19 protein-coding genes, 1 other RNA gene and 2 pseudogenes are annotated in these 22,345 nt (G+C 39.4%); 14 read left to right on the top strand and 8 right to left on the bottom strand.

Annotated features, from left to right (window positions below; translation table 11 throughout):
- Nucleotides 1-18: 18 nt before the first annotated feature.
- From flgE to EHQ49_RS18410, 3 genes and pseudogenes are all read right to left on the bottom strand, one after another.
- The gene (flgE, locus tag EHQ49_RS18420; protein WP_135570415.1) at nt 19-1,413 is read right to left on the bottom strand and encodes a flagellar hook protein FlgE; all 1,395 of its coding nucleotides are present in this window, start codon (nt 1,411-1,413) and stop codon (nt 19-21) included.
- A gap of 68 nt (nt 1,414-1,481) precedes the next feature.
- A pseudogene (locus EHQ49_RS18415) lies at nt 1,482-2,024 on the bottom strand (flagellar hook capping FlgD N-terminal domain-containing protein); the annotation flags it as partial.
- 45 nt (nt 2,025-2,069) lie between these two features.
- Nucleotides 2,070-3,710 carry a flagellar hook-length control protein FliK gene (locus EHQ49_RS18410; protein ID WP_135581437.1) on the bottom strand — a complete coding sequence of 547 codons (1,641 nt, stop codon included), beginning with the start codon at nt 3,708-3,710 and terminating at the stop codon, nt 2,070-2,072.
- Nucleotides 3,711-3,887: 177 nt separating this feature from the next.
- Here EHQ49_RS18410 and EHQ49_RS18405 point away from each other — a divergent pair, with 177 nt between their 5' ends.
- The 9 genes from EHQ49_RS18405 to EHQ49_RS18365 all read left to right on the top strand — a co-directional run bounded on the left by EHQ49_RS18405 (nt 3,888) and on the right by EHQ49_RS18365 (nt 12,612).
- Nucleotides 3,888-4,925, top strand: coding sequence for a sulfate ABC transporter substrate-binding protein (locus tag EHQ49_RS18405; protein ID WP_135581435.1), 1,038 nt, complete (start codon nt 3,888-3,890; stop codon nt 4,923-4,925).
- Nucleotides 4,926-4,928: 3 nt separating this feature from the next.
- The gene (gene cysT, locus EHQ49_RS18400; protein WP_135581433.1) at nt 4,929-5,756 is read left to right on the top strand and encodes a sulfate ABC transporter permease subunit CysT; all 828 of its coding nucleotides are present in this window, start codon (nt 4,929-4,931) and stop codon (nt 5,754-5,756) included.
- Nucleotides 5,753-6,568, top strand: coding sequence for a sulfate ABC transporter permease subunit CysW (gene cysW, locus EHQ49_RS18395; protein WP_135581431.1), 816 nt, complete (start codon nt 5,753-5,755; stop codon nt 6,566-6,568). Before cysT ends, cysW begins: the two co-directional genes overlap by 4 nt.
- Nucleotides 6,558-7,622 (top strand): sulfate/molybdate ABC transporter ATP-binding protein, encoded by a 1,065-nt coding sequence (locus tag EHQ49_RS18390; RefSeq protein ID WP_135581429.1) that lies wholly within the window; start codon nt 6,558-6,560, stop codon nt 7,620-7,622. The genes cysW and EHQ49_RS18390 overlap by 11 nt, the downstream gene beginning before the upstream one ends.
- Nucleotides 7,623-7,689: 67 nt before the next feature.
- Nucleotides 7,690-8,415, top strand: a complete 726-nt coding sequence (locus tag EHQ49_RS18385) for a phosphoadenylyl-sulfate reductase (protein WP_135581427.1) — start codon at nt 7,690-7,692, stop codon at nt 8,413-8,415.
- 7 nt (nt 8,416-8,422) lie between these two features.
- A complete protein-coding gene (gene cysD, locus EHQ49_RS18380; protein ID WP_244241553.1) occupies nt 8,423-9,331 on the top strand; it encodes a sulfate adenylyltransferase subunit CysD in 909 nt (302 codons plus the stop codon).
- Nucleotides 9,331-10,563 (top strand): sulfate adenylyltransferase subunit 1, encoded by a 1,233-nt coding sequence (locus EHQ49_RS18375; RefSeq protein WP_135581423.1) that lies wholly within the window; start codon nt 9,331-9,333, stop codon nt 10,561-10,563. Before cysD ends, EHQ49_RS18375 begins: the two co-directional genes overlap by 1 nt.
- Nucleotides 10,564-10,631: 68 nt before the next feature.
- Entirely contained in the window at nt 10,632-11,702 is a 1,071-nt protein-coding gene (locus EHQ49_RS18370) for a TauD/TfdA family dioxygenase (RefSeq protein ID WP_135581421.1), read from the top strand.
- A gap of 1 nt (nt 11,703) precedes the next feature.
- Nucleotides 11,704-12,612 carry a bile acid:sodium symporter family protein gene (locus EHQ49_RS18365; RefSeq protein ID WP_135581419.1) on the top strand — a complete coding sequence of 303 codons (909 nt, stop codon included), beginning with the start codon at nt 11,704-11,706 and terminating at the stop codon, nt 12,610-12,612.
- On the opposite strand, the gene EHQ49_RS18360 is transcribed toward EHQ49_RS18365, so the two are convergent.
- Both EHQ49_RS18360 and EHQ49_RS18355 read right to left on the bottom strand, forming a co-directional pair.
- Entirely contained in the window at nt 12,609-14,276 is a 1,668-nt protein-coding gene (locus EHQ49_RS18360) for an NADPH-dependent assimilatory sulfite reductase hemoprotein subunit (RefSeq protein ID WP_135581417.1), read from the bottom strand. The two genes, EHQ49_RS18365 and EHQ49_RS18360, sit on opposite strands and share 4 nt — an antisense overlap.
- Before the next feature lie 7 nt (nt 14,277-14,283).
- Nucleotides 14,284-16,044: a diflavin oxidoreductase gene (locus EHQ49_RS18355; RefSeq protein ID WP_135581415.1), complete on the bottom strand. Its 1,761-nt coding sequence runs from the start codon at nt 16,042-16,044 to the stop codon at nt 14,284-14,286.
- A 165-nt stretch (nt 16,045-16,209) separates the two neighbouring features.
- Here EHQ49_RS18355 and cobA point away from each other — a divergent pair, with 165 nt between their 5' ends.
- Nucleotides 16,210-16,995, top strand: coding sequence for a uroporphyrinogen-III C-methyltransferase (cobA, locus tag EHQ49_RS18350; RefSeq protein ID WP_135581413.1), 786 nt, complete (start codon nt 16,210-16,212; stop codon nt 16,993-16,995).
- Nucleotides 16,992-17,585, top strand: coding sequence for a precorrin-2 dehydrogenase/sirohydrochlorin ferrochelatase family protein (locus EHQ49_RS18345; protein ID WP_135581412.1), 594 nt, complete (start codon nt 16,992-16,994; stop codon nt 17,583-17,585). The genes cobA and EHQ49_RS18345 overlap by 4 nt, the downstream gene beginning before the upstream one ends.
- Here the strand turns inward: EHQ49_RS18345 and EHQ49_RS18340 are convergent.
- Nucleotides 17,582-18,187, bottom strand: coding sequence for an LBF_1134 family protein (locus tag EHQ49_RS18340; RefSeq protein WP_208732249.1), 606 nt, complete (start codon nt 18,185-18,187; stop codon nt 17,582-17,584). The two genes, EHQ49_RS18345 and EHQ49_RS18340, sit on opposite strands and share 4 nt — an antisense overlap.
- A gap of 43 nt (nt 18,188-18,230) precedes the next feature.
- Here EHQ49_RS18340 and EHQ49_RS18875 point away from each other — a divergent pair.
- Nucleotides 18,231-18,620: pseudogene (locus EHQ49_RS18875) on the top strand (nuclease-related domain-containing protein); the annotation flags it as partial.
- Nucleotides 18,621-19,771: 1,151 nt separating this feature from the next.
- On the opposite strand, the gene rnpB reads toward EHQ49_RS18875, so the two are convergent.
- An RNA gene (gene rnpB, locus EHQ49_RS18330) (RNase P RNA component class A) lies at nt 19,772-20,122 on the bottom strand.
- A 105-nt stretch (nt 20,123-20,227) separates the two neighbouring features.
- Here rnpB and EHQ49_RS18325 point away from each other — a divergent pair.
- Nucleotides 20,228-20,674, top strand: coding sequence for an LEPBI_I1174 family sigma 54-regulated protein (locus EHQ49_RS18325; RefSeq protein WP_135581409.1), 447 nt, complete (start codon nt 20,228-20,230; stop codon nt 20,672-20,674).
- Between the two features lie 307 nt (nt 20,675-20,981).
- On the opposite strand, the gene msrB is transcribed toward EHQ49_RS18325, so the two are convergent.
- Nucleotides 20,982-21,362: a peptide-methionine (R)-S-oxide reductase MsrB gene (gene msrB / locus EHQ49_RS18320; RefSeq protein WP_135581407.1), complete on the bottom strand. Its 381-nt coding sequence runs from the start codon at nt 21,360-21,362 to the stop codon at nt 20,982-20,984.
- Between the two features lie 109 nt (nt 21,363-21,471).
- Here msrB and EHQ49_RS18315 point away from each other — a divergent pair, with 109 nt between their 5' ends.
- Complete coding sequence (locus EHQ49_RS18315; RefSeq protein WP_135581405.1) at nt 21,472-22,344, top strand: NAD(P)-binding domain-containing protein; 873 nt, start codon at nt 21,472-21,474, stop codon at nt 22,342-22,344.
- Nucleotide 22,345 lies beyond the last annotated feature (1 nt).

Below are 22,345 nucleotides of genomic sequence, written 5' to 3'. Positions count from 1 at the left end.
CCCGTTCGATCTAAAATCTTATCGTTTGAGGCCTAGAACTTCTTGGATCATTTGGTCAGAAGTCACAATGGTTCGGGAGTTGGCTTGAAATCCCCTTTGGGTCACGATCATATCAGTAAACTGATCAGAAAGGTCAACGTTTGACATCTCAAGGAGTCCCGCGTTGATTTTTCCACGACCTTGGCTTCCTGCCTCACCAATGTTTGCATCCCCAGAGTTCAGGGAGTAACTATACATTGTGTCACCTTCTTTATTGAGACCAGCTGGGTTTGTGAAGTTAGCAAGAGCAATCCTTGCAAGTGGTTGGCGCACTCCATTGGAAAATACTCCCGTCACAGTTCCTGTGTTGTCGATGGAGAAAGATTCCATATATCCCATTGGATATCCATCTTGTTTCACAGCTTTTGTTGTAAAATCAGATGAAAACTGAGTGATCCCACCCACAAGACCTGCTTCCCCTAAATTCAAACTGAATTTTTGAGCGGTTGGGTTACCTGGAATACGGAAGGAAATATCTGCTTTTAGTTTTCCTGTGGTTTGGGAATCCACACCGTCAGAAACAGAGATGATTTTTCCATCTGGAGTAAAGGAAACTTCTAGTTCTTGGTTTCCAGAAACTTTTGTGTTTTCCCCACCTGTTCCACTGACATCCACAGAAACTTGGCTTGCGTCTTCCAATTTGAAACGCATCTTCCATACGTTTTCTCTCATTTTGTAAAACTCCACTCCCATTTGGCGAGTGTTCCCAAGTTCATCGTAAACATTAATTGATGTTACATGGCCTCTTCGTTGGCGAGGGTCTGGATCATTGATATAACGTTGGATGTCTTCTTCGGTTGCGTCTGATGGAACTGCGGCAACACTTGCATTAAGGTTGGATTGAAAATCTACGTTTTGAGTTGCTCGAGCTGGTTCTTTAGAATAAAGAGGAATCATGATGTCTTCCAAAGATCCCGCGGAGTTGATGTATTTGTTTCCACCATCATCCAAACGAGAGTTCCAACCTTGTACTTTCAAACCGTTTGCAGGGTTTACATAAAATCCGTTTTTATCTACGTTGAAAGCACCGGCGCGAGTGTAAAATTGTTTGTCTCCATCTTTTACAACAAAGAAACCTTCACCAGATACAGCAACATCGGTGTTCTTACCTGTGGTTTGTAAAGCACCTTGAGTCATAATTTTATCAATAGCAGCGATGAGGGAACCAAGGCCCACTTGTTTCGGGTTTGTTCCCCCGATTCTTTCGTTTGGTTCAGAAGCACCTTGTAACTCTTGCGAGATCATATCTTGGAAGGTAACTCGCTCTGTTTTAAACCCGTGTGTGTTCACGTTGGAAATATTGTTACCAATAACATCCATTCTTACTTGGTGGTTTTTCAATCCGGAAACTCCGGAGTAAAGTGATCTCATCATAACGTTATATCCTCTCTTTTTTTATCGACCTTTTTGAATTAATCCTGATAAGCTTCTTGTTTTTTTAACGTATTATTTGGTACGTTTGTCGCGTTCTGCGGACGTTGGAATTCTGGTTCTGCTTTGAGAAGTGATGGATCAGAAATCAAATTAATTTTTGCAACATCAAGCATTCTTCCATTCACACGAACGTAAGTTTTTCCTTCGTTATCAAAAAGAATGGCGCCAGCAAGTCCCGTTACATCCTCTCCTGTAACCAAATCTGGTCCAGAAACGATTTTACCCACTACCGAATAACTTTGTTTAGATTCCATCCTGGCAATTCCAGAAGAAATGTTTTTCATTTGTTCGAGGGAAGAAAACTGAGCCATTTGCGCAATGAAGTCTTTATCTTGCACTGGGTTTGTTGGATCTTGGTGAGAAAGTTGAGTGAGAAGGAGTTTTAAAAAATCATCCTTCCCTAGTTCTTTTTGTTTCTCACGAATTTCGATTCCCTTTAAACCACTTGTTTCTTCTTTTTCTAATTGATCCAAATGTTTACGAATATTGAAGGTTCTATCACCTTCAAAGTATTTGGTTCTAGCTGAGTTTTGTGTAGATATGTCTTGCATTCCGTCTGGCATGGGATCCTCTATTTTTCTTTATTTACTGGTGATTTATGCAAAAAACTCATACGCCTTGGTATCTTCAAATTGTGGTGAACCAAGTAAGTCAGAAGATTTTTCCAAACCCAATGATTTTTCTTCGTTACGGAATTTAGCAGACTCCATCATCGTTTGGTAGAGTTCATTTTGTTCTTTGCGATCTGTCAGACCACTTCCATCATCCCATAAATCAATGATGAGAGCTTGTAAGTCGAGGCCTGATTCTTTTAAATTTTCTTTAATGGTTTGAATTTCATTTTGTAGTGATTTTTGAAGTTCTTCCGATTCCACAAGGATTCGCCCTTCCACCTTCTCACCATCCACAGTGACTTTCAAAGTAAGTCTACCGTATTCTTTTGGATTCATTACGATCTCAGCACTTGACTTTCCATTTTGAACAATGTCAAAACGTGCTTGTTTGATGAGTTCGTCGATGTTTTGTTTGAGATTTGTTTCTTTAGGTTTTGTTTGTTTTTCTGCAGAACGTATCTCTTCTGCTTTTTGCATTGTTTTAGATTCTAAGGATGTTAATGTAAACCCTTGTTTAGTTCCACGTTCGTCAGAAGAACGACCACCCTCTTCCCCTGATTTGGAAGAAGTTGCTGTTTGGATATTGGGAACTAAGTTCGCTTCTACAGATTTTTGTTTTTCAGAAGCAGATGGAATTTTAGAATCTTGTTTTTGAAATTCTTTATCTTTGACTCCGAGAGAACGAATCATTTTATCAGTGTTTTGTGTTTGGTTGGATTTTTCTTGATCAGAAGAAACCTCTGTTGTTTCCGATCCACCTTTACCTAGTTTGGATGACTTTGATTTCCCATCTGTTTTACGAACAGAGTGTTCGCCAAGAAGGTCTCTTCCTTCTACTTTGACTTCTTTTCCTTTGGCAAATACCAAATCAGAAACAGGAGAACCAGAATGATTCTGTTCTATTTTAGCTCCAAAGGAAAATGGTTTTTGATTTGCCTTTTTATCTTCTAATTTTTTTCTCTCAGCCCTCGGGAAAGGAACCAAATTAGAATCTTTGGTCATAGGCATTTGTGATTTTGTTGCACTAGACTCGTTCGTTTGGATCGGTTCTGATAGGAAAAAACTCTTTGCGAGTTTTTTTGCTTCATCAATAAATGCATTTCCCTCTTTAGGAGAATAAGCCGTTGTTTTTTCCGCAGATTTTTGTAATGATAATAAAACCGTTTTTTCCTTCACCGTCATTTCATTCAATTGGTTAGCAGGAACCATAGAACGATCCCAATCTACATGGGAAGATACAATTCCAAGACTGTATTCTAAAGCGTCTTTGTCTAAATCTTCTTCCTCTGAGGTCTCTTCTGTTTCTTCTTCAGAACGTTGATCTTTGGTTATGGATTCATCCTTTTTTATTTCCGCAGAACCATTTAACGTTTGCTTTGTGGTATCTTCCGATTTTTGTATTTCTGTTTGGGAAAGGGAACTCTCTTTTTCCTGACCGGGAGTTTTGTATTCGGAAGGACTTTTCGGTTTTTCTGAATGCACCTGGAATTCTCGTTCCAAAATTTCCCCAAAACTTTCTCGAACTGCCATCATCGAATGGTTATCTGCACCATTTGGTTTGGAAGACTTCCCCTCTACTTGGGGAAATTGAATTAAGTTTTGATTTGGGGCTTTTACGTTCATAGGGTGCCTTCTCCCTTAAGGATCGAACTTCCCCAGATTTCCTTGAGAGAATTATCTTCTTCCTTTCCCGGTTTATGTCGGGAAGGAAAATGGAGGGTTTTACGAAATAAATTTCGCTTGACAAATATCTGTTAAATTGGAGGATGAGTTTGATTTATTAATCAAAAGGGCGCAAAAATGAAAAAAACTACCTATATATCGAGACTAAAACCTACAATTTCTGCAATATTGTGCATTTTTCTGAGCATTGGGACTCTCTCCTCCCTGGCTGCAGAATCCACTTTTCTCCATGTGTCCTTTGACCCAACGAGAGAATTATATGAAGAAATCAACAAATCCTTCCTAAAACAATGGAAAGTCAAAAAAGGAAACGAATTTGCCATCCAACAATCGCATGGCGGATCGGGAAAACAAGCACGTGCTGTCATTGATGGTTTGGATGCAGACGTAGTGAGTCTTGCCCTTTCTTACGACATTGACAGTATCTCCGCAAAATCAGGGTTAATTGATGCAAATTGGCAAAAAAAACTTCCGAACAATAGTGTTCCTTACTACTCAACCATTGTATTTTTGGTTCGTAAATCCAATCCGAAAAAAATCAAAGATTGGGATGATATCGTAAAACCAGGAGTTTCTATCATCACTCCCAACCCAAAAACCAGTGGTGGTGCACGTTGGAATTATTTAGCGGCTTATGGATATGCAAAACGTAAATACAAGTCCGATGAAAAAGCAACAGACTTTGTGAAAGCACTTTTCAAAAATACATCAGTTCTTGATACAGGGGCTCGCGGATCCACAACTACTTTTGTGCAAAGAGGAATTGGTGACGTTCTCATCACTTGGGAAAATGAAGCAAAACTTTCTTTAGATGAAGAAAAAAGATCTGGAAAAGATACGTTAGAAGTTGTTTATCCATCCGAATCCATCAGGGCAGAGACTCCAGTGGCAGTGGTAACCAAAACAGCTACCGAAAAAGGCAATTTGGAAAAAGCGACTACCTACTTAGAATTTCTCTTCACAAAAGAAGGACAATCCATCATTTCCAAACACTTTTTTAGACCCATTGATCCTGCCACTGCAAAGGCTTCTGCAAAAGAATTTCCAAACATTAAATTATTTTCCCTATCCGATTTAGGGGAAACATGGGATTCTGCACAGAAAAAACATTTTGCAGATGCGGGTGTCTTTGATGCCATCTACAAAACTCAATAAAATATGTTAATAGAAACCCGGCCGTATAAAAAGATACATTTTGGAATCAGTTTAGGACTGACAGTTTTTTACTCGTCCGCGGTTGTTATCATACCTCTTCTAGGACTTTTTTTCCATTCCCTCGGGATTGGAGTTTCGGGAATCTTAGAAGTTTTTTCAGATGCGAGAATTCTTTCCGCATTGTATTTAAGTTTCAGTGTAGGAATTATTTCTGCACTGATCAACCTCTTCGTTGGATTTTTATTTGCCTGGGTTCTTGTCAGATACAACTTTCCCTTCAAAAAACTATTCGATACTTTAATCGACTTACCTTTTACTCTTCCCACTGCGGTTGCAGGGATCGCCCTCACAACAATTTACTCACAAAAAGGAATCATCGGATCTTTTTTTGACACATGGGGAATCAAAATTGCTTATACTCCGATTGGGATTGTCATTGCTCTTGTTTTTATTGGATTTCCTTTCGTCGTTCGAACCGTACAACCTGTCATCGAAGAGTTACCAAAAGAATTAGAAGAAAGTGCCCGTTGTCTCGGAGCTACACCATTCCAAACTTTTTATAAAGTATTACTTCCTGAACTTTGGCCTTCTCTCCTCGCAGGAACAGGAATGGCTTTTGCAAGAGGAATTGGAGAATATGGATCTGTGGTTTTTATTTCAGGAAACATTCCTGGCAAAACAGAAATCCTACCCCTACTAATTGTCACCAAACTCGAACAATACGAATACGAAAAAGCAACGTCGATAGCTCTTGTGATGTTACTCACATCTTTTGTTTTTATGTTTTTGATTAATTTACTCCAAGAGCGAGCATCTAAAAAATTATCATGAAAATCAAAATTTTACCCATTTTCTTAGTGTTTTTAACCTATATTCTTGCTGGTATCATTCTTCTTTTACCCATCTATACTGTTTTTTCAGAAGCCTTTTCGGAAGGTTATGTTAAGTATTGGAATTCCATTTCAGGGGAATATGCCCTTTATGCAATTGGGCTCACAATAAAAGTTTCTATCGTATCCGTTATCTTAAATACCATTTTTGGTGTTACAGCGGCTTTTACCATCACCAGGTTTGAATTTCCTGGCAAAAATATTTTAGTCACAATCATTGATTCTCCATTCGCAGTTTCTCCCGTAGTTTCTGGTCTTATTTTTTTATTGTTATTCGGAAGGCAAGGTTACTTTGGAGATTTTCTTTCCACACATGGAATCAAAATTGTTTTTAATACACCGGGCCTTATCCTTGCAACGGTATTCATTACTTTCCCCTTTGTTGCCCGGGAACTTGTTCCCCTCATGCAAAGCCAAGGAAGAGAAGAAGAGGAAGCAGGTATGTTACTTGGTGCCAGTTTCTTCCAACTGCTCAAACGTGTGATTCTTCCGAATATCAAATGGGGTTTGTTATACGGTATTATCCTTTGTAACGCAAGGGCTATGGGTGAATTTGGAGCAGTCTCTGTTCTTAGTGGTCATATACGTGGAAAAACAACCACTCTGCCTCTTCATATAGAAATGTTATACAATGAGTTCGATTCCGTAGGCGCTTTTTCTTGTGCCACCTTACTTGTGTTTCTTTCTCTACTCACTCTTATATTTAAATTGATTTTGGAAAAACGAACCGCGAGTCAAAAAAATGCCGATTGAAATTAATAACGTCAATAAAACCTTTGGATCGTTCACTGCTCTTAAAAGTGTGAACCTTACGATTCCCGATGGAGAACTCGTAGCTTTACTTGGACCTTCGGGATCTGGGAAAACCACTTTACTCCGAATCATTGCCGGTTTAGAAGAACCATCTTCCGGACAGGTAGAGTTTGTTGGTGAAAATCTATCAAAATCCAAAATTCAAAATGGAGAGGTGGGTTTTGTGTTCCAACACTATGCCCTTTTTCGCCATATGACCATTGCCGAAAACATAGCTTTTGGTTTAGAAGTAAGACCAAAAGCTCTTAGGCCTTCTAAAAAAGAAATTGGTGAAAAAGTTTCAAAATTACTCACACTCATCCAACTCGAAAAGTTCCACAACCGATACCCACATGAATTGTCGGGAGGCCAACGCCAACGAGTGGCACTCGCTCGTGCACTTGCGATCGAACCAAAGTTTTTATTACTCGACGAACCTTTCGGTGCTCTTGACGCAAAAGTGAGAAAGGAACTCCGAAATTGGTTACGCCGACTTCACGATGAAATCCATATCACTAGTGTTTTTGTGACCCATGACCAAGAGGAAGCACTCGAAGTGAGTGATCGAATTGTCATCCTTAACCAAGGACAATTGGAACAAGTGGGAAGTCCGGACGAAGTGTACAACAAACCCAAGTCCCCTTTTGTTTTCCACTTCCTCGGAGATGTGAATCTTTTTCACGGGCGGATTGAAGAAGGAAAAACAAAAATTGGAAATTTAGATCTGGATAGTTCCGAACACCAAGATGTAAAAGAGTCCGTAGCAGTGGCCTATGTTCGTCCATATGATGTGGAAATTGTCAGAGAGTCTGACCAAGGAATTGCAGCAGAGATCCAATACATCCATTCCACAGGCAGGAATGTAAGAGTGGAACTCAAACGAGTGGATACAGGAACTCTCATCGAATCCGTTTTGGAACAGGAAACCTACCGACTCCTGAACCTTTTGCCCGGAGAGACCGTCTATTTGAGGATTAAGAAAGCAAAAGTTTACGTAGAAGACTTCTCTATCTAGTAATTTCCGCTAATATAGTTTACAAATCGTCCAATATACAAAACATTGGACGGTAGGATTGGAAAAAATGGGAAATTTGGAAGTTTTGGCAGAAACCTATACCTCCCTCTCGCTTGAACAGGGTTTACGGCAATTGAGTTTGGACTATCCAGGAAAAGTCGTTTTCACAACGAGTTTTGGACTGGAAGATCAGGCAATTACTCACGCCATTCTCGCAAATCAAATCGACATTCGTATCGCCACTTTGGATACGGGAAGGTTATTCCAAGAAACATATGATGTTTGGCAAAAAACAAACATCCGTTATGGGGCAAAAATTGAAGCCTTTTATCCTAATGCGAAGGAAATTCAAACCTTTGTAGAACAAAACGGACCGAATGCGTTTTATGATTCTCAGGACTTACGAAAAGAATGTTGTCGAATTCGTAAACTGGTTCCTCTTGATGCCATTTTAAAAAACGCTGAAGTTTGGGTGACAGGCCTACGCAAAGACCAGTCAGGATTCCGAACAGAAATGTCTATTTTTGAATCAGATCCTCAAAGAAATTTAATCAAATACCAACCACTACTTTCATGGTCCTTTGAAGATACTTGGAAGTATATCAGAGAACACAATGTACCTTACAATCTATTACACGATAAAGGTTTTCCAAGTATCGGCTGTGCTCCTTGTACAAGGGCCATTGAACCTGGGGAAGATTTTCGTGCGGGTCGATGGTGGTGGGAACAAGAATCTAAGAAAGAATGCGGTTTACACTGGGTAGATGGTAAACTCGCACCAAAAAAAGGATAATACCAAAATGACCGATTTACATAGACTTTCGCATTTAGACCAACTAGAATCGGAAGCCATTTATATTTTAAGAGAAGTAGCCGCACAATTTGAAAGGCCCGCACTTTTATTCTCAGGTGGAAAAGACTCGATTTGTTTAGTTCACTTAGCGCTCAAAGCGTTTCGTCCAGGGAAATTTCCTTTCCCACTTGTTCATATCGACACAGGGCATAACTTTGATGAGGCGCTAAAATTCAGAGATGATTTAGCAGAACGAACAGGGGAAAAACTTGTGGTTCGTTTTGTGCAAGACTCCATCGACCAAGGTAAAGCTGTCGAGGAAAAAGGAAAGTTCCCTAGTCGTAATGCCATCCAAGCCGTAACACTCCTTGATACGATTGCAGAGTTCAAGTTTGATGCTTGTATTGGTGGGGCTCGCCGGGATGAAGAAAAAGCTCGCGCCAAAGAAAGAATTTTTTCTGTAAGAGATGAATTTGGATCTTGGGATCCTAAACTCCAAAGACCTGAACTATGGAATATTTATAACGGAAAAATCCATGTAGGTGAAAACGTTCGTGTGTTCCCGATTAGCAATTGGACAGAACTTGATGTTTGGGAATACATCCGTAAAGAAAATATCGAACTTCCATCTTTGTATTTTTCACACCAAAGAGAAATAGTATGGCGAGAAGACCTAGTATTTCCGGTATCAAAATTCATTAGTTTAGACAATACCGACAAGGTAGAAACAAGAACCGTTCGTTTCCGAACTGTTGGTGATATGACTTGTACTGCGGCCGTAGAATCTGAAGCGAATACAATCGACGATATCATTCGTGAAATTCAAGTTTCAAGAACTACAGAAAGAGGCTCTCGTTTGGATGACAAACGTTCTGAAGCAGCAATGGAAGACAGAAAAAAAGGCGGATACTTTTAATGGATATTTTACGTTTTATTACGGCCGGTAGTGTCGATGATGGAAAATCTACCCTCATTGGACGATTGTTATACGATAGTAAATCCATTTTCCAAGACCAATTAGAAGCCATTGAAAAAGCAGGGCAAGTAAATGGCCAAATCAACCTAGCACTTCTCACAGATGGATTAAAAGCAGAAAGAGAACAAGGGATCACCATCGACATTGCTTATAAGTATTTTTCGACACCAAAAAGAAAGTTCATCATAGCGGATGCTCCGGGTCACGTCCAATACACTAGAAACATGGTGACTGGTGCCTCTAACTCTGATCTTGCGATCATTTTAATTGATGCAAGAAAAGGTGTGATCGAACAAACTTACCGCCATTCCTATATTGTATCTCTACTCCGAATCCCTTATGTGGTTGTTTGTATCAACAAAATGGACTTAGTAGATTTTTCTGAAGAAGTATTTTTAAATATCAAAAAACAATATTTGGAATTTGCCAAAGACCTAGATTTAAAATCCATCCACTTCCTTCCCATCTCTGCACTGAACGGAGACAATGTAGTGGATCTATCAACATCGATGCCTTGGTGGAAAGAAAAATCACTTCTTGGATTTTTGGAAGACATTGAACTTCATACGGAAGAAGAATCCCCTGCTCCAAGATTTCCAGTACAAAATGTGATTCGCCCACAAACGACAGAATACCATGATTACAGAGGTTATGCGGGACAAATCAGAAGTGGTCACTTCACTGTTGGAGATTCCATTACTGTTTTGCCTAGTGGCCTAAAGTCAAAAATCAAAGCCATTGATACCTATGCCGGCTCTATCAACACTGCTTATGCACCTATGTCTGTCGCCATTCGATTGGAAGATGAAATTGATGTAAGTCGGGGAGATATGCTTGTTGTCAGTGGACAAGAACCTACTACCTCACAAGATCTAGAAGCCCATATCTGTTGGATGGATCAGAAAGCGATGACACCCGGCTCTAAGTATTTACTTCGCCAAACCACAAATGCGGTGAAAGCCTCCATTCGTTCCTTGGAATATCGGGTAGAAACAAGTACCCATGAAAAGAAAGAACAAACTAGCCTTGGTTTAAATGAAATTGGAAAAGTAACGATTCGGACGGCAAAACCCGTAGCTTACGACCCCTATTCCCAAATCCGTGGCACAGGAAGTTTTGTTTTGGTAGATGAAGGGACCAACCAGACCGTAGCCGCAGGAATGCTATTGTAGAACTTTAGTTCAATATAGCAGATTTTTGCTTGCTATAAAATAACGGGGTTCAATAAAATGGCAGTAGTATGAGCCGAGCCACTACGACTGCCACCCATTGGATCCGAAAGTCCTTAATTGGGGAGACAAAACTTCCCATTGTCTACGAACCCGGAGAAGAGAAAGATCTACAAGATCTAACCCATTGGATCCAGAAAAACCAAAAAGAATGGAGAGAAGACCTGAAAACCTATGGTGCCATTCTTTTTCGTGGATTTCCCATCCATGAGGCATCCGATTTTCAATCCATTCTATTTGCTACGGGTGAGAAAAAACTAGGTGAGTTTTATTTAGGAACTTCTCCTCGAGACCAAGTCGTTAAACACGTGTTTACTGCAAGTGAACTTCCTCCCCATTACCCCATCATGCAACATGCTGAGATGAGTTTTCTCGACAATCCTCCGAAACTTTTATTTTTTTATGCAGAAAAAGCATCCGAAACAGGAGGCGAAACTCCTCTGACAGATCTCCGAGAAATTTATAAAGACATCGATCCTAAAATCAAAGAGAAAATTCAAAAACATGGGATCCGTTATAGAAGGCGTTATGACGGACCGTCCACATCAGCTCGTTTTTCTCTATGGAAAACAAAACGTTGGGATGAAATGTTTGGAACCACCGATCTTAAGAAAGTCAAAAAAATCTCTGATGAAAATAGGTTTCAATTGGATTGGTCTGGTGTTGATTCCCTAACCATTACCAACGAACAATCAGGATTTCGTGTTCATCCGGAAGCAAAAACAACGGCTTGGCATAACCATTCACAAACCTTTCATTACCAAGCTGCTGTGAGTGAAGTTTGGAAAATATTCAAACGACAAAAAACATTTCGTTCTCTTGGTGTGGCACTTCTACTCACACTCCTTACAATCATTAAAAGGATTTCTGGACAAGAGTCACATGATGTACATGTAACGTATGGAAATGGAGAAGAAATTTCTGCAGGAGAAATGCAATCCATAACAAATGTTTTCTGGAAACATCTGGTAGCCATTCCTTGGCAAACAGGAGATGTTCTCATCATAGATAACTTATCTGTTTCCCATGGTAGACTACCCTTTACCGGTCCGCGTCGTATTTTAGTAGGTTGGTCAGATTAAAATGGATATCAATGCAGTTCGCCTCAATTTTAACAAAGATTCGGTTTATCTGATCAATGCACTGGTTGGATTTATTATGTTTGGAATCGCTTTGGAATTAAAACTCCAAGACTTCAAACTACTTTTAAGATACCCAAAACCAGCGTTTGTTGGTCTTTTCAGTCAATACATTTTGTTACCACTTGCCACCCTGCTTATCATTTGGGTGATTAACCCACACCCAGGCCTTGCACTCGGAATGGTACTTGTGGCAGCATGTCCTGGTGGAAATATGTCCAACTTTTTCACACATTTGGCAAAAGGAAATTTAGCGCTCTCTGTGAGTTTGACAACGTTTTCTTCTGCGTTTGCCTTTGTTCTAACTCCTATTGGGTTTTTCTTTTGGGGGAATATACTTCCGATCACTCGGGAATATCTTAAGTCGATCTCTGTGAGTCCATATGAGATTTTGGTTTCCATCACAGTGCTACTAGTTGTTCCACTGATACTAGGAATTCTTTTTCAAAAACTATTTCCAAAACTCACTCATACGGTGAAACGAGCAGTGCAAAGAATTTCTATTTTACTACTCGCTTTCTTTATCGTGGGGGCACTTGCGACCAATTGGAAGTTCTTTAAAGAATACATCCACCTTCTCTTTGGACTTGTATTCATAATGAACTTAGCAGGGCTTTCTCTTGGTTATTACTTTGCAAAACTATTCCGATTGCCTCTCGGAGATAGAAAGACAGTAGCGATAGAAACGGGAATTCAAAATTCCAGTTTAGGCCTTGCCATTGTTTTTGGTTTCTTTGATGGTCTGGGTGGAATGGCAATGATTTGTGCTTGGTGGGGAATTTGGCACCTGGTTGCCGGTGCCGCTATTGCTACTTATTGGAACAAAACTGCTCCGAAAGAATTGGAATCTTAATTTAAGATTCCAATTCGATTGATATAATCCCCAAACGATTCTTTGGAATTTCTCTCTTTCGAGAACCTTCCAAAGAGTCCATCTAACTCAAGTAAAATCGCCGACTCATCCAAGTCATCTTTATACTTTCTATTCAGCCTATATCCTTCTGCATCAGCACCCAAATGTAGGTTATACTTTCCATACGATGTACCAACAAGGCCAATCTCTGAAATATAAGGTCTTGCACAACCATTCGGACAACCAGTCATTCGAATCGAAACCGGTTCTTCGGCGAGCCCATGTTTTCCAAGGATAGGTTCTATTTTGTCGATAAGACTTGGCAGGTATCTTTGTCCTTCTGCCAAAGCTAACGAACAAGTATTCAATGCCACACATGCAATGGAGTTCTTCCGAATTGGAGAGATCTCACTTGTTTTACGATGCACCCCAAACTTCACGAGAATGGACTCGATAAGGTCTTTATCTTTTGGAAAAATATCAGACAAGATAAGGTTTTGGTTACAAGTGAAACGGAAAGTGGCTCTTCTAGTTTTAGAAACTTCGAGTAGTGCTGTTTTTAGATTATAACCATGTTCATCACAAACTCGACCATTCTCCACAAACACAGTATAATGCCAGTTACCTGCCACATCTTGTTTCCAACCAAAATCATCTGACCTTTGTGTGAATTGATAATCTTTTGCCGGTTCAAAACTGATACCAACACGTTTCTCAACTTCTCGTTTGTAGAATTCAACACCAAGACGATCCAAAGTGTATTTCAAACGAGAAAGTTTTCTATCTTCACGGTTTCCAAAATCTCTTTGAACGGTTACAATTTCATAAACAACTTTCAAGATATCTTTTTTAGGAATAAAACCAAATACCGTTCCAACACGTGGGTAAGTGTCCGGATTTCCATGAGTGGTTCCAAGTCCCCCACCTACGGCTACATTAAAACCAAGGAGTTGTCCATTTTCAATGATGGCAATGAGGCCAATGTCGTTCGTAAAAAGATCCACGTCGTTGTAAGGCGGAATTGCAATCGCAATTTTAAACTTACGTGGAAGGTATACATCTTTATACAAAGGATCTTCTGGTTCTTCTTTCTCTGCTAAAAGATTTTCATCGAGCCAAATCTCATAATAGGCTCTTGTTTTTGGTAAAAGAGAACGACTAATCTCCCCTGCGTATCCAAACACTTCTTTGTGTAAGGGACTCGTAGCAGGATTTGATGTACAAGTTACGTTACGATTCACGTCTCCACAAGCGGCAATAGAATCCAAAAACACAGAATCAAATGCTTTGATCGTAGGTTTGATTTTTGATTTTAGAATTCCATGAAGTTGTACCGTTTGGCGAGTGGTGATTTTGATGGTTCCAGTAGAATTTTCACCAGCAACATTATGTAACGCTTCCCAGTGAACAGGCCCAATCATTCCACCAGGAATTCGTAACCGAATCATAAATGAATACAGACGTTCTAATTTTTTGGCCGCACGTTCTTCTCGACGATCCCGATCATCTTGTTGGTACATCCCGTGAAACTTAAGTAACAATTGATCATCAGAACGAAGAGAACCTGTATGTTCATCTTTCAAACTATCACTGAGTGATCCTCTAAGTCCTCGACTGAGGCGTTTTACTTTTTCTGCTAATGTTTCTTTTTTTTGTTCTGCCATGATTACCTCAGTAAACGTCCTTAATGTAGCGACCGGCTTCTTCCAATTCTTTTAAATAATCGGAAGCATCTTTTCCTGTATCAAATGTTCTTTCTGAAAGAATTTCAATGAGTTTGCGGTCTACGTCTTTACTCATTGGGTCTTTGGATCCGCAAAGATAAATCACGGCTCCATTTTCAATCCACTTCAAAAGTTCTACAGCATTTTCACCCATACGATCTTGCACATATACTTTTTGTTTTGTATCTCTGGAGAAAGCAGCGTTTAACTTATGCAATACGCCGGTATCCATTAGCTCCAAAAGTTCTGTTTGGTAATAAAAATCGGAGACAAAGTTGCGTTCACCAAAAAATAACCAATTCCTTCCATTGCCAGAAGTTTGTTCTCTTTCAAACAAAAAACTGCGGAATGGAGCAATACCAGTGCCCGGCCCAATCATAATGATATCTGTATCAGGACTTGGTAATCGAAAAGAATTATTTCTTTGGATAAAGAAAGGAACTGCGTCTCCCTCTTTTAAATCTGCCAAAAATCCAGAACAAAAACCAGTTTTTAAACCAGTAAATGTTTCGATTTCCACTTCTGCTACAGTGAGATGAACTTCATCCTCTCCATGTGCAGAAGGACTAGAAGCGATAGAATAATATCTAGGAACAATTGGTTCTAAAACATCCACAAGTGTTTGGAGTTCTAATTTTGATTCCGATGGATGGAGAGTGAGTAAAACATCCAAATCCAGTTTACCAGAAGGAATTTCTTTTCCAACAAGTGCAGCATATTTTTGAATCACACGATCGGGCAAAAAACGAACCGATACTTTTTTACGAAACAAATCATAAGCCATCCATGTTTCCCCTTTATAGGTAACACGAGATTCTCGATCTGTTTTTAATAAAGATAGAATTCGATTCACTTCATCATCACGATTGTAAGCAAGGAAACCAGCACTATCTCCAGGTAAATAATCAATATTACCTGCAGCTTTGATTTCGATATGTCTCGTTGATTTACTAGCACCAACATCATTTAAAACAATATTTGTAACAACAGATCCTTCATACACCACCTTACCACTGGAAGCCGGTTTTGCTGTGGGACTTTGCGTCGGTTTGACACTTTGTGTAGTGGCTGTTTTTGAATGTGTATTGAGTTTAGAGATGAGTTCACTCATCCAAGGTTTAGCAACTGCTTCAAAGTCTACGTCACATTTACCAAGAGGTTGGATTCGTTCTGCACCCAATTTTGCAAGCATCGAGTCGACATCTTCACCGGTTTGGCAAAATAAAGGATAACTCGTATCACCTAACCCCAGCACTGCGAATTTAACCTTGGATAATGAATCTTTTGACTCTGTCAAAATTTGGATGAATGGTTTGGCTGCTTGTGGTGGCTCTCCATCTCCATGTGTTGATACCACTACAAACAAATATTCTTCTTCTTTTAAGTCTTTCGCTTTGTATGTATCTGTACTTTTTAATTTCGCAGAAACTCCGAGTTCCTTTAATTTCTTAACAAGTTCCGTTCCCAGTTTTTTGGAATTTCCGGTTTCTGTTCCATACACCACACTACACTGGATGGGTTGTGTTTTTAAATTTCCGTCTGTACCCGAATCAATGCTCACGGGTGGGGTCAGGGAAACATCTACACTGCTCCCTCCAATACTTGCCTGGGTGAGAGCAGACAAATATCCAGACATCCACACCCATTCGTCTTTTGTGGATTCCTTCAGTAACTGTAAAAATCGATTGCGTTTCTCATCGGATAGCATAAAAACCTATATTTGATTTGGATTCCAGTAAAACATCCAAAAAGTCTGATAAATTGAATCTTTCCCCAGAGATATAGCCCAAGTAAACCAAAAAAATGGAGATTTTGTAGAAATTATTAGCCAATAACTTGACTATTTCCTACAATGTCGCAAGGTATAACAGATATGTCCTCCAATAAGACAGAACATGGATTTGTGAGTTTTGTCAGTGGCGGCCCAGGCCCCATTGACCTTTTGACCCTCCGTGGCCGAACTAGAATCGAATCTGCTGATGCCATTCTTTATGATGCACTTCTTGATCCCGGATTTTTAGACTTATTTCCAGAGACAGCGCAGATCCTCTATGTAGGGAAAAGGGCAGAGGAACACGCCCGCACCCAAACAGAGATCAATTCCCTACTTGTCGAACTTGCACTCCAAGGAAAACGAGTGGTTCGATTGAAGGGGGGAGATGCTTCTATTTTTGGACGGCTTGCAGAAGAAATCGAAAGCCTAGAAAAAAAGGGAATTCCCTTTGAAGTTGTCCCCGGAGTGAGTTCCGTGACAACGGGAGTGGCTGAATTAGGTGTGTCACTTACCGTTCGTGGGATATCCAGACAAATCATCATTCTCGATGGCCATACCATTTTAGAAGACGAACGCAGTTGGATCGGAATGGAAAACTTTTTAGGAACCATTGTCATTTTAATGGGAAGTAAAAAAACAAAGGAACTTGCTGAGATTTTAATTCAAAAAGGTATCAAAGAGACAACTCCCCTAGTCCTTGCAGAAAATGTCGGAAGAGGGAATCCTATTTATACAACGTCTACGCTCGCAGAAACTATGTTAGATGGAATTCAAAAACAATCTTCTGGTCCTGGAATTCTTTATGTGGGTGAAGTGATCCGCCCCTTACTTGATCGTAGTGAAAAAATCCAAAAATCTACGCTAATCAGTCTTCTTACAAAATGAGTTTAAAAAAATATCCAATCTTTTTAAACTTAGAGAATAGAAATATTCTCATCGTTGGCGGTGGGAATGCTTGTTTGGAAAAACTTGTGGGCCTCGAATTTACAGGTGCTAAAATACAAGTGATATCTATTGATCTAAACGATGAAGTGAATACCTTTTTAGCAAAATATCCTGATATCCTTGTAGAAAGACGTGCAGTGAAAGAAGAAGATTTGAATCACCGGGACGTTATTTTTTTGGCAACAAGTGATCCAGACACCAATCGAAATTTCCGAAAAATCGCAAAAGAAAAAGGAACTTGGGTGAACTCGGTTGATGATCCCAAGAATTGTGATTTTTATTCCGCCTCTCTTGTTAACTTAGGCCCTGTACAATTTGCGATTTCAACGGATGGAAAGTTTGCTGGTATGTCATCCACACTGCGTAAACTTTTTGAAGAGATCCTGCCTAAAGAAGATCATGAATTACTGGAAACTCTTTTTGAAATGCGAAGGAATTTAAAAGAGATACTTCCCGACATTCATGAAAGAAGAAAGGTCCTAAAAGAAATCGTTAACAATTTAAACTCAAAATACTTTCACAAATCCTAATTTGAATCAGGGTATATTTGAACCGTTGTTAGTTGGTGTTCATTAGCCCAAATCGAATGTAAGGGAATGTTTACGATCATCTTTTCATTACTATCTAATCTGGCAGTCCACTCTCCTGGAGTCCTAGGATCTGCAAACTTTACCTTTTTGATCGGAAAGGGAAACTGGACCTCAAACTGAATGAACTCAACCAGAGTGTTGAATCGAAGTAAATCATCCCGAAGTTTTGCTTCTGTTAGAATGGAATTTATTTCTTCTTTATCGATTTCCAAGGCCTTCAAAAGAGGAGAGGTTTTACCTGTATCAACAACCAACTGAATTTCACGCACTCCCTCTTCAGTGAATTCGATCAAACGAAATCCTGGTGGTAGGATATGAGTATAATTAGAAAATTGATACGCTCGTTCTTTGATACTGATCTCAAGTTCCCCCGTCGGAACAAGTCCCGATCCAAAAAATAGGCCTCCCTTTTTTTTTGTGATCCTTTTTTGATATAAAACCAAATCTCCCGAGAGATCTGGTTTTATCTTTATTTTAATATTCCCACCCGCGCAGGCGCAAAACAATAGGCAGAAAATTACGGTTGGTGGTATCAGTTTCATATCACCAATGGAAACATTGGTAGTAAGTTTGCAGAACTAAAAAATGATTTATCCAAAACAGTTTCGCACAAAAGCTAAAGATATTTCGCTCGAATCGCATTTTTATACCCGTTTTTCCAAGGAAATTCACATTCCTTGTAATATCTATTACTCCATTACCCTCATCACACCTGACGTTCCCATGCGAGAAATTGATTTCCTTGTGATCTCACCGTTTGGTGTGATCACCATTGAATTAAAAAATGGGAGGTGGAGACAAAGAAAAGGGCAATGGGAATTTTATAATGTGCGAGAGAGAGACTGGAAATCCGTTGAAGGTAAATCCTATTCAAGCCCCATCGAACAAGTGGTCACACAAAGAGATTTGATTCGAGAGTTTTTTAAAAATCACAACCAATTAGAGGATTTATTTCCATTCGATTACTATGATAGTGCTGTTTTCTTTTTAAAAAATGAAAGAAAGGAATTTCATTTACCGAATGATAGGCATTTGTATGTGTTTGGTGGAAAAGAAGTAAGTGATGAAATTGATTTAAATTCCATTCTAGAATCGATCTTTTTTCAATACAACAGAGAACCACTGCCTGAGACGGTGGTGACAAGAGCACATGAAATCATAAAAAAGAATCTTAATTTTTTCCAAACCTTTCGGTCTCAGAAGGAAAAAGAAGAAGAGAATTTATTATTTTTTACCAAAGAACAATTCGAATTGGTAGAAGGAATGAACCGCCATCCGCACAATCTTGTTTTTGGAAGCACCGGATCTGGGAAATCAATCCTTGCAGGAGAGTTGGCCTTACAAAATGCTCGTGCTGGTAAAAAAGTATTATTGTGGCAAGGTGCGAAAGCACTTTACGAAATTTGGAAAGAAGAATTAGAAAATATTCCAGAAAGGACAAATATCGAACTCATCACAGAAATCAACGAAATCAAACATAACAATATTGATATACTAATAGCAGATGGGATTGACGATAGTTTAACTCATCCTCGATCCAACGAAGTTTTTTTGTATTTATCTAAATTCTTCTGGGAAAGTAAACATTGGATTCTTTTTTTTACCCGACGTTTTAAATATATAGAATCCCATCTATTATCCTATTGGAATTCTCTTCCTATTCACGTCTGGGATATCACAAGAAACATTAGAAATTCTCCGGAAATAGTTACTTTTGCAAACGCACTCCTTGGCGATGTTTCTGAGTCCCCAATCCAGAGTAACCTCTCAGATATTCAGTTTATAAAAACAGACGAAGACCTAACAGATCAAATCCGATGGTGTTATGGTTATGCTAAAAAAGTATTAGAAGTAGAAAATGATGAAATTGTTGTGATATACAGATCGGAAAAATCCGTAATACAGAATGGGTTAAAACAATTTTTTGATGAGAATGGTATGCGGAACTATTCTTGTAACGAATTTGCAGGAATGGAAGAAACCTGCGGGATTATCATTGGTTTTGAAAACTGGGATCAGGCAGAAACAAGAACAAGTTTAGCAGAAACAATTTTGAAAATTAGAACTTTGGTTTGTGTATTTTATCCACCTGACGAGGAAAAGGTGATCCAGACCATATTAAAAAAAGGTGACTCTGGCCCGTAAGCCGGATTCTGTTCTATGCGATCATTTATCTGATGCTCTCTACCCACAACCTGGCGGGACATGCTCATAACGGTTGTTTACTTGAGATTGCACATCGGAGGGTTTACCAAGCCTCTATTCTCACAAATAGAGCGGTGGGCTCTTACCCCACCATTTCACCCTTACCTACCAAAAGTAGGCGGTTTCCTTTCTGTTGCACTTTCCGTCCCCTGAACCCCATTTCTGGAATCCAAAAGCCCAAGTGTTACTCGGTCCGATTGTCCCCTAGTGTCCGGACTTTCCTCCCCTTTCCTTCCTGAAGGAAGGAAAAAGGCGATCGCTCGGCCAGAGTCAGTTTCATTGGAAAGTCACTATCGAAATCGTCTATGAGTATTTCATCCAATTGGCACAAATTATGCATTCCTTATAAAGAAAGGAGTCCGCAAGGCAGTCATTGTATGATCAAATACCAAATTGCTATAATATTCATCATATCCTTTGGTTTGCATGCGAATCCTATTTTAGATGATTCGGCGGATGATATCCTTAAGAACACGAGGTTGTCCCGGATTCCCTCTGTCATTGCAAATCTAGAAGAAAGAGCCATTCAAAAAATGGAGACAAACGAACTCCTTTCAGCAAGAGAAGATTTAAAAAAAGCAATCCAGCTGAAACATGCCATCGGTATGAAAGAATCCGAAGGAAACGCAGGTCTCCTATTACAAATTTCTAAACTGGAATCGCGATTAGGAAACCGTTGCGAAGCAAACCAATACTCCCATCTAGCAAAACGAATTGCAATTCGTATTGGAGTCAACCTGGGGGCTGTGGCATTAGACCGAGCCGTCGTTTCCGACAACAGAAAGCCCGATGGATGCGTAGAAGTCTCCTGGCTAAAAGAGTAACTCACTTACCTTTTCAAGTGGGTTAAAATGTCCATGGATTTCATCAGAATGTGAGACTCCAAAGTGAGTGACTTTCTTTCGAACCTCACATGCAAAAGTAAGCCACGTGCAAAGGTAATTCAGTTTCCAAAGAAAGTCACCGTCAATGGATAGCAACTTTCGTTAATGACGAACAGAGAACCATGCCGAAGCAAATCTCCCTTTAAAAAGGAAGACTTCTCGAAAAACAAGTGTATCGAATTAAATTCATCAAAATCTAACCATCCAGTTCCACTGTCCAGAGTAGCCCATCTTTCCGATCCTTTTCTTAAGATTTCTTTTCAAACTTTAAAGAAGCAGAATTCACGCAATATCGTAAACCCGTTGGTTTCGGGCCATCCGGGAACACATGGCCCAGGTGGGCTCCGCAATTTTGGCAAAGAATTTCCGTGCGCACCATCCCATGAGTTTTATCGGATTCGGTGGCAACCACTTCTGCCCGGACTGGTTCATAGTAACTAGGCCAGCCACTACCAGAATCATATTTTGCCTCAGAAGAAAAAAGTGCCTCGCCACAACAAACACAAAGGTAAGTACCTTTCTCTTTATGTTCATAGTATTCACCGGTAAACGGTCGTTCGGTGCCTTTTTCTCTAGTGACTTGGTATTGTAAGGGAGTGAGTTTTTCTTTCCAATTCTTTTCGTTCATTACTAACCATTCCTTATTAATTGAGACTTAGTTTCAATATCATATTTTATTTTTTTAGAGACTGACAATCTTGTGACAGTTGGAACCTTGTATTTGATAGAATAAAATTATGTGGTCAAACCTGATTCTATTACATTCAAATGATCCCATCAGTAACCCTTTAGACGATTCTCGCCTAGAGGTCTGGCAAACATGCCAAAGATCAATTGCATTTGGAGACCATCGATTATTTCCCATAACAGAATCAGAACGATTTTACAAGGGTTATGAAGTATTCCATGGATATGAAGCCTATCGTTTTCTTCTAGAGGTTGTTTCTGGTCTTAGATCCAAACTTTTTGGGGAATCTGAAATCCAAGCACAGTTTCGAGATCGATTCAGAGAGGAGATGGTAACTAACTCTACTTTTGCACTCTCTCTCTTAAGATTGCGAGACCAAATTTTAGAACATACAAAACAAATTCGTTCAAAATACTTAACAGGAATCGGTAGACAAACATACGGAAGTGTCGCTGATTCCTATTTACAAAAACATAAATCAATCACTATACTTGGAACAGGTAAACTAGCAAGTTCCATCCTACCTTATCTTGTTTCCAAAGAGAAAGAAGTCCGCCTCATCGGAAGAAACCAAACGAAACTGACCGAATTACAAAATGAATTTTCAATCAAAGTTTATCATTGGGAAGATTATAAACCAGGCGATGAAGCAATTGTTATCGCTTCAAGTTTTTTACCGTTTAACTGGGAATCAATGATCAAAAGTTCTTCCTTAATTTTAGATTTTCGCGAAACCGCAACTAACGAAACTAATAATCAAAACTATATTCCTCTTTCGAAAATCCTAAGTGATCTACAAGAAACAGATGAACAAATCCAATCAGTGAAAATGGATTTACAATTCTTTCTAACGGAACTCACTCGGGAGCGGGAGGAAGAACAATTACACATAATGAACGGATGGGAAGATTTACTTGTCTGAT

Source organism: Leptospira perdikensis, assembly GCF_004769575.1.
Taxonomy (GTDB): domain Bacteria; phylum Spirochaetota; class Leptospiria; order Leptospirales; family Leptospiraceae; genus Leptospira_A; species Leptospira_A perdikensis.
Note: the sequence above shows the minus strand (reverse complement) of the source record. Positions and strands in the feature narration are given on the sequence as shown.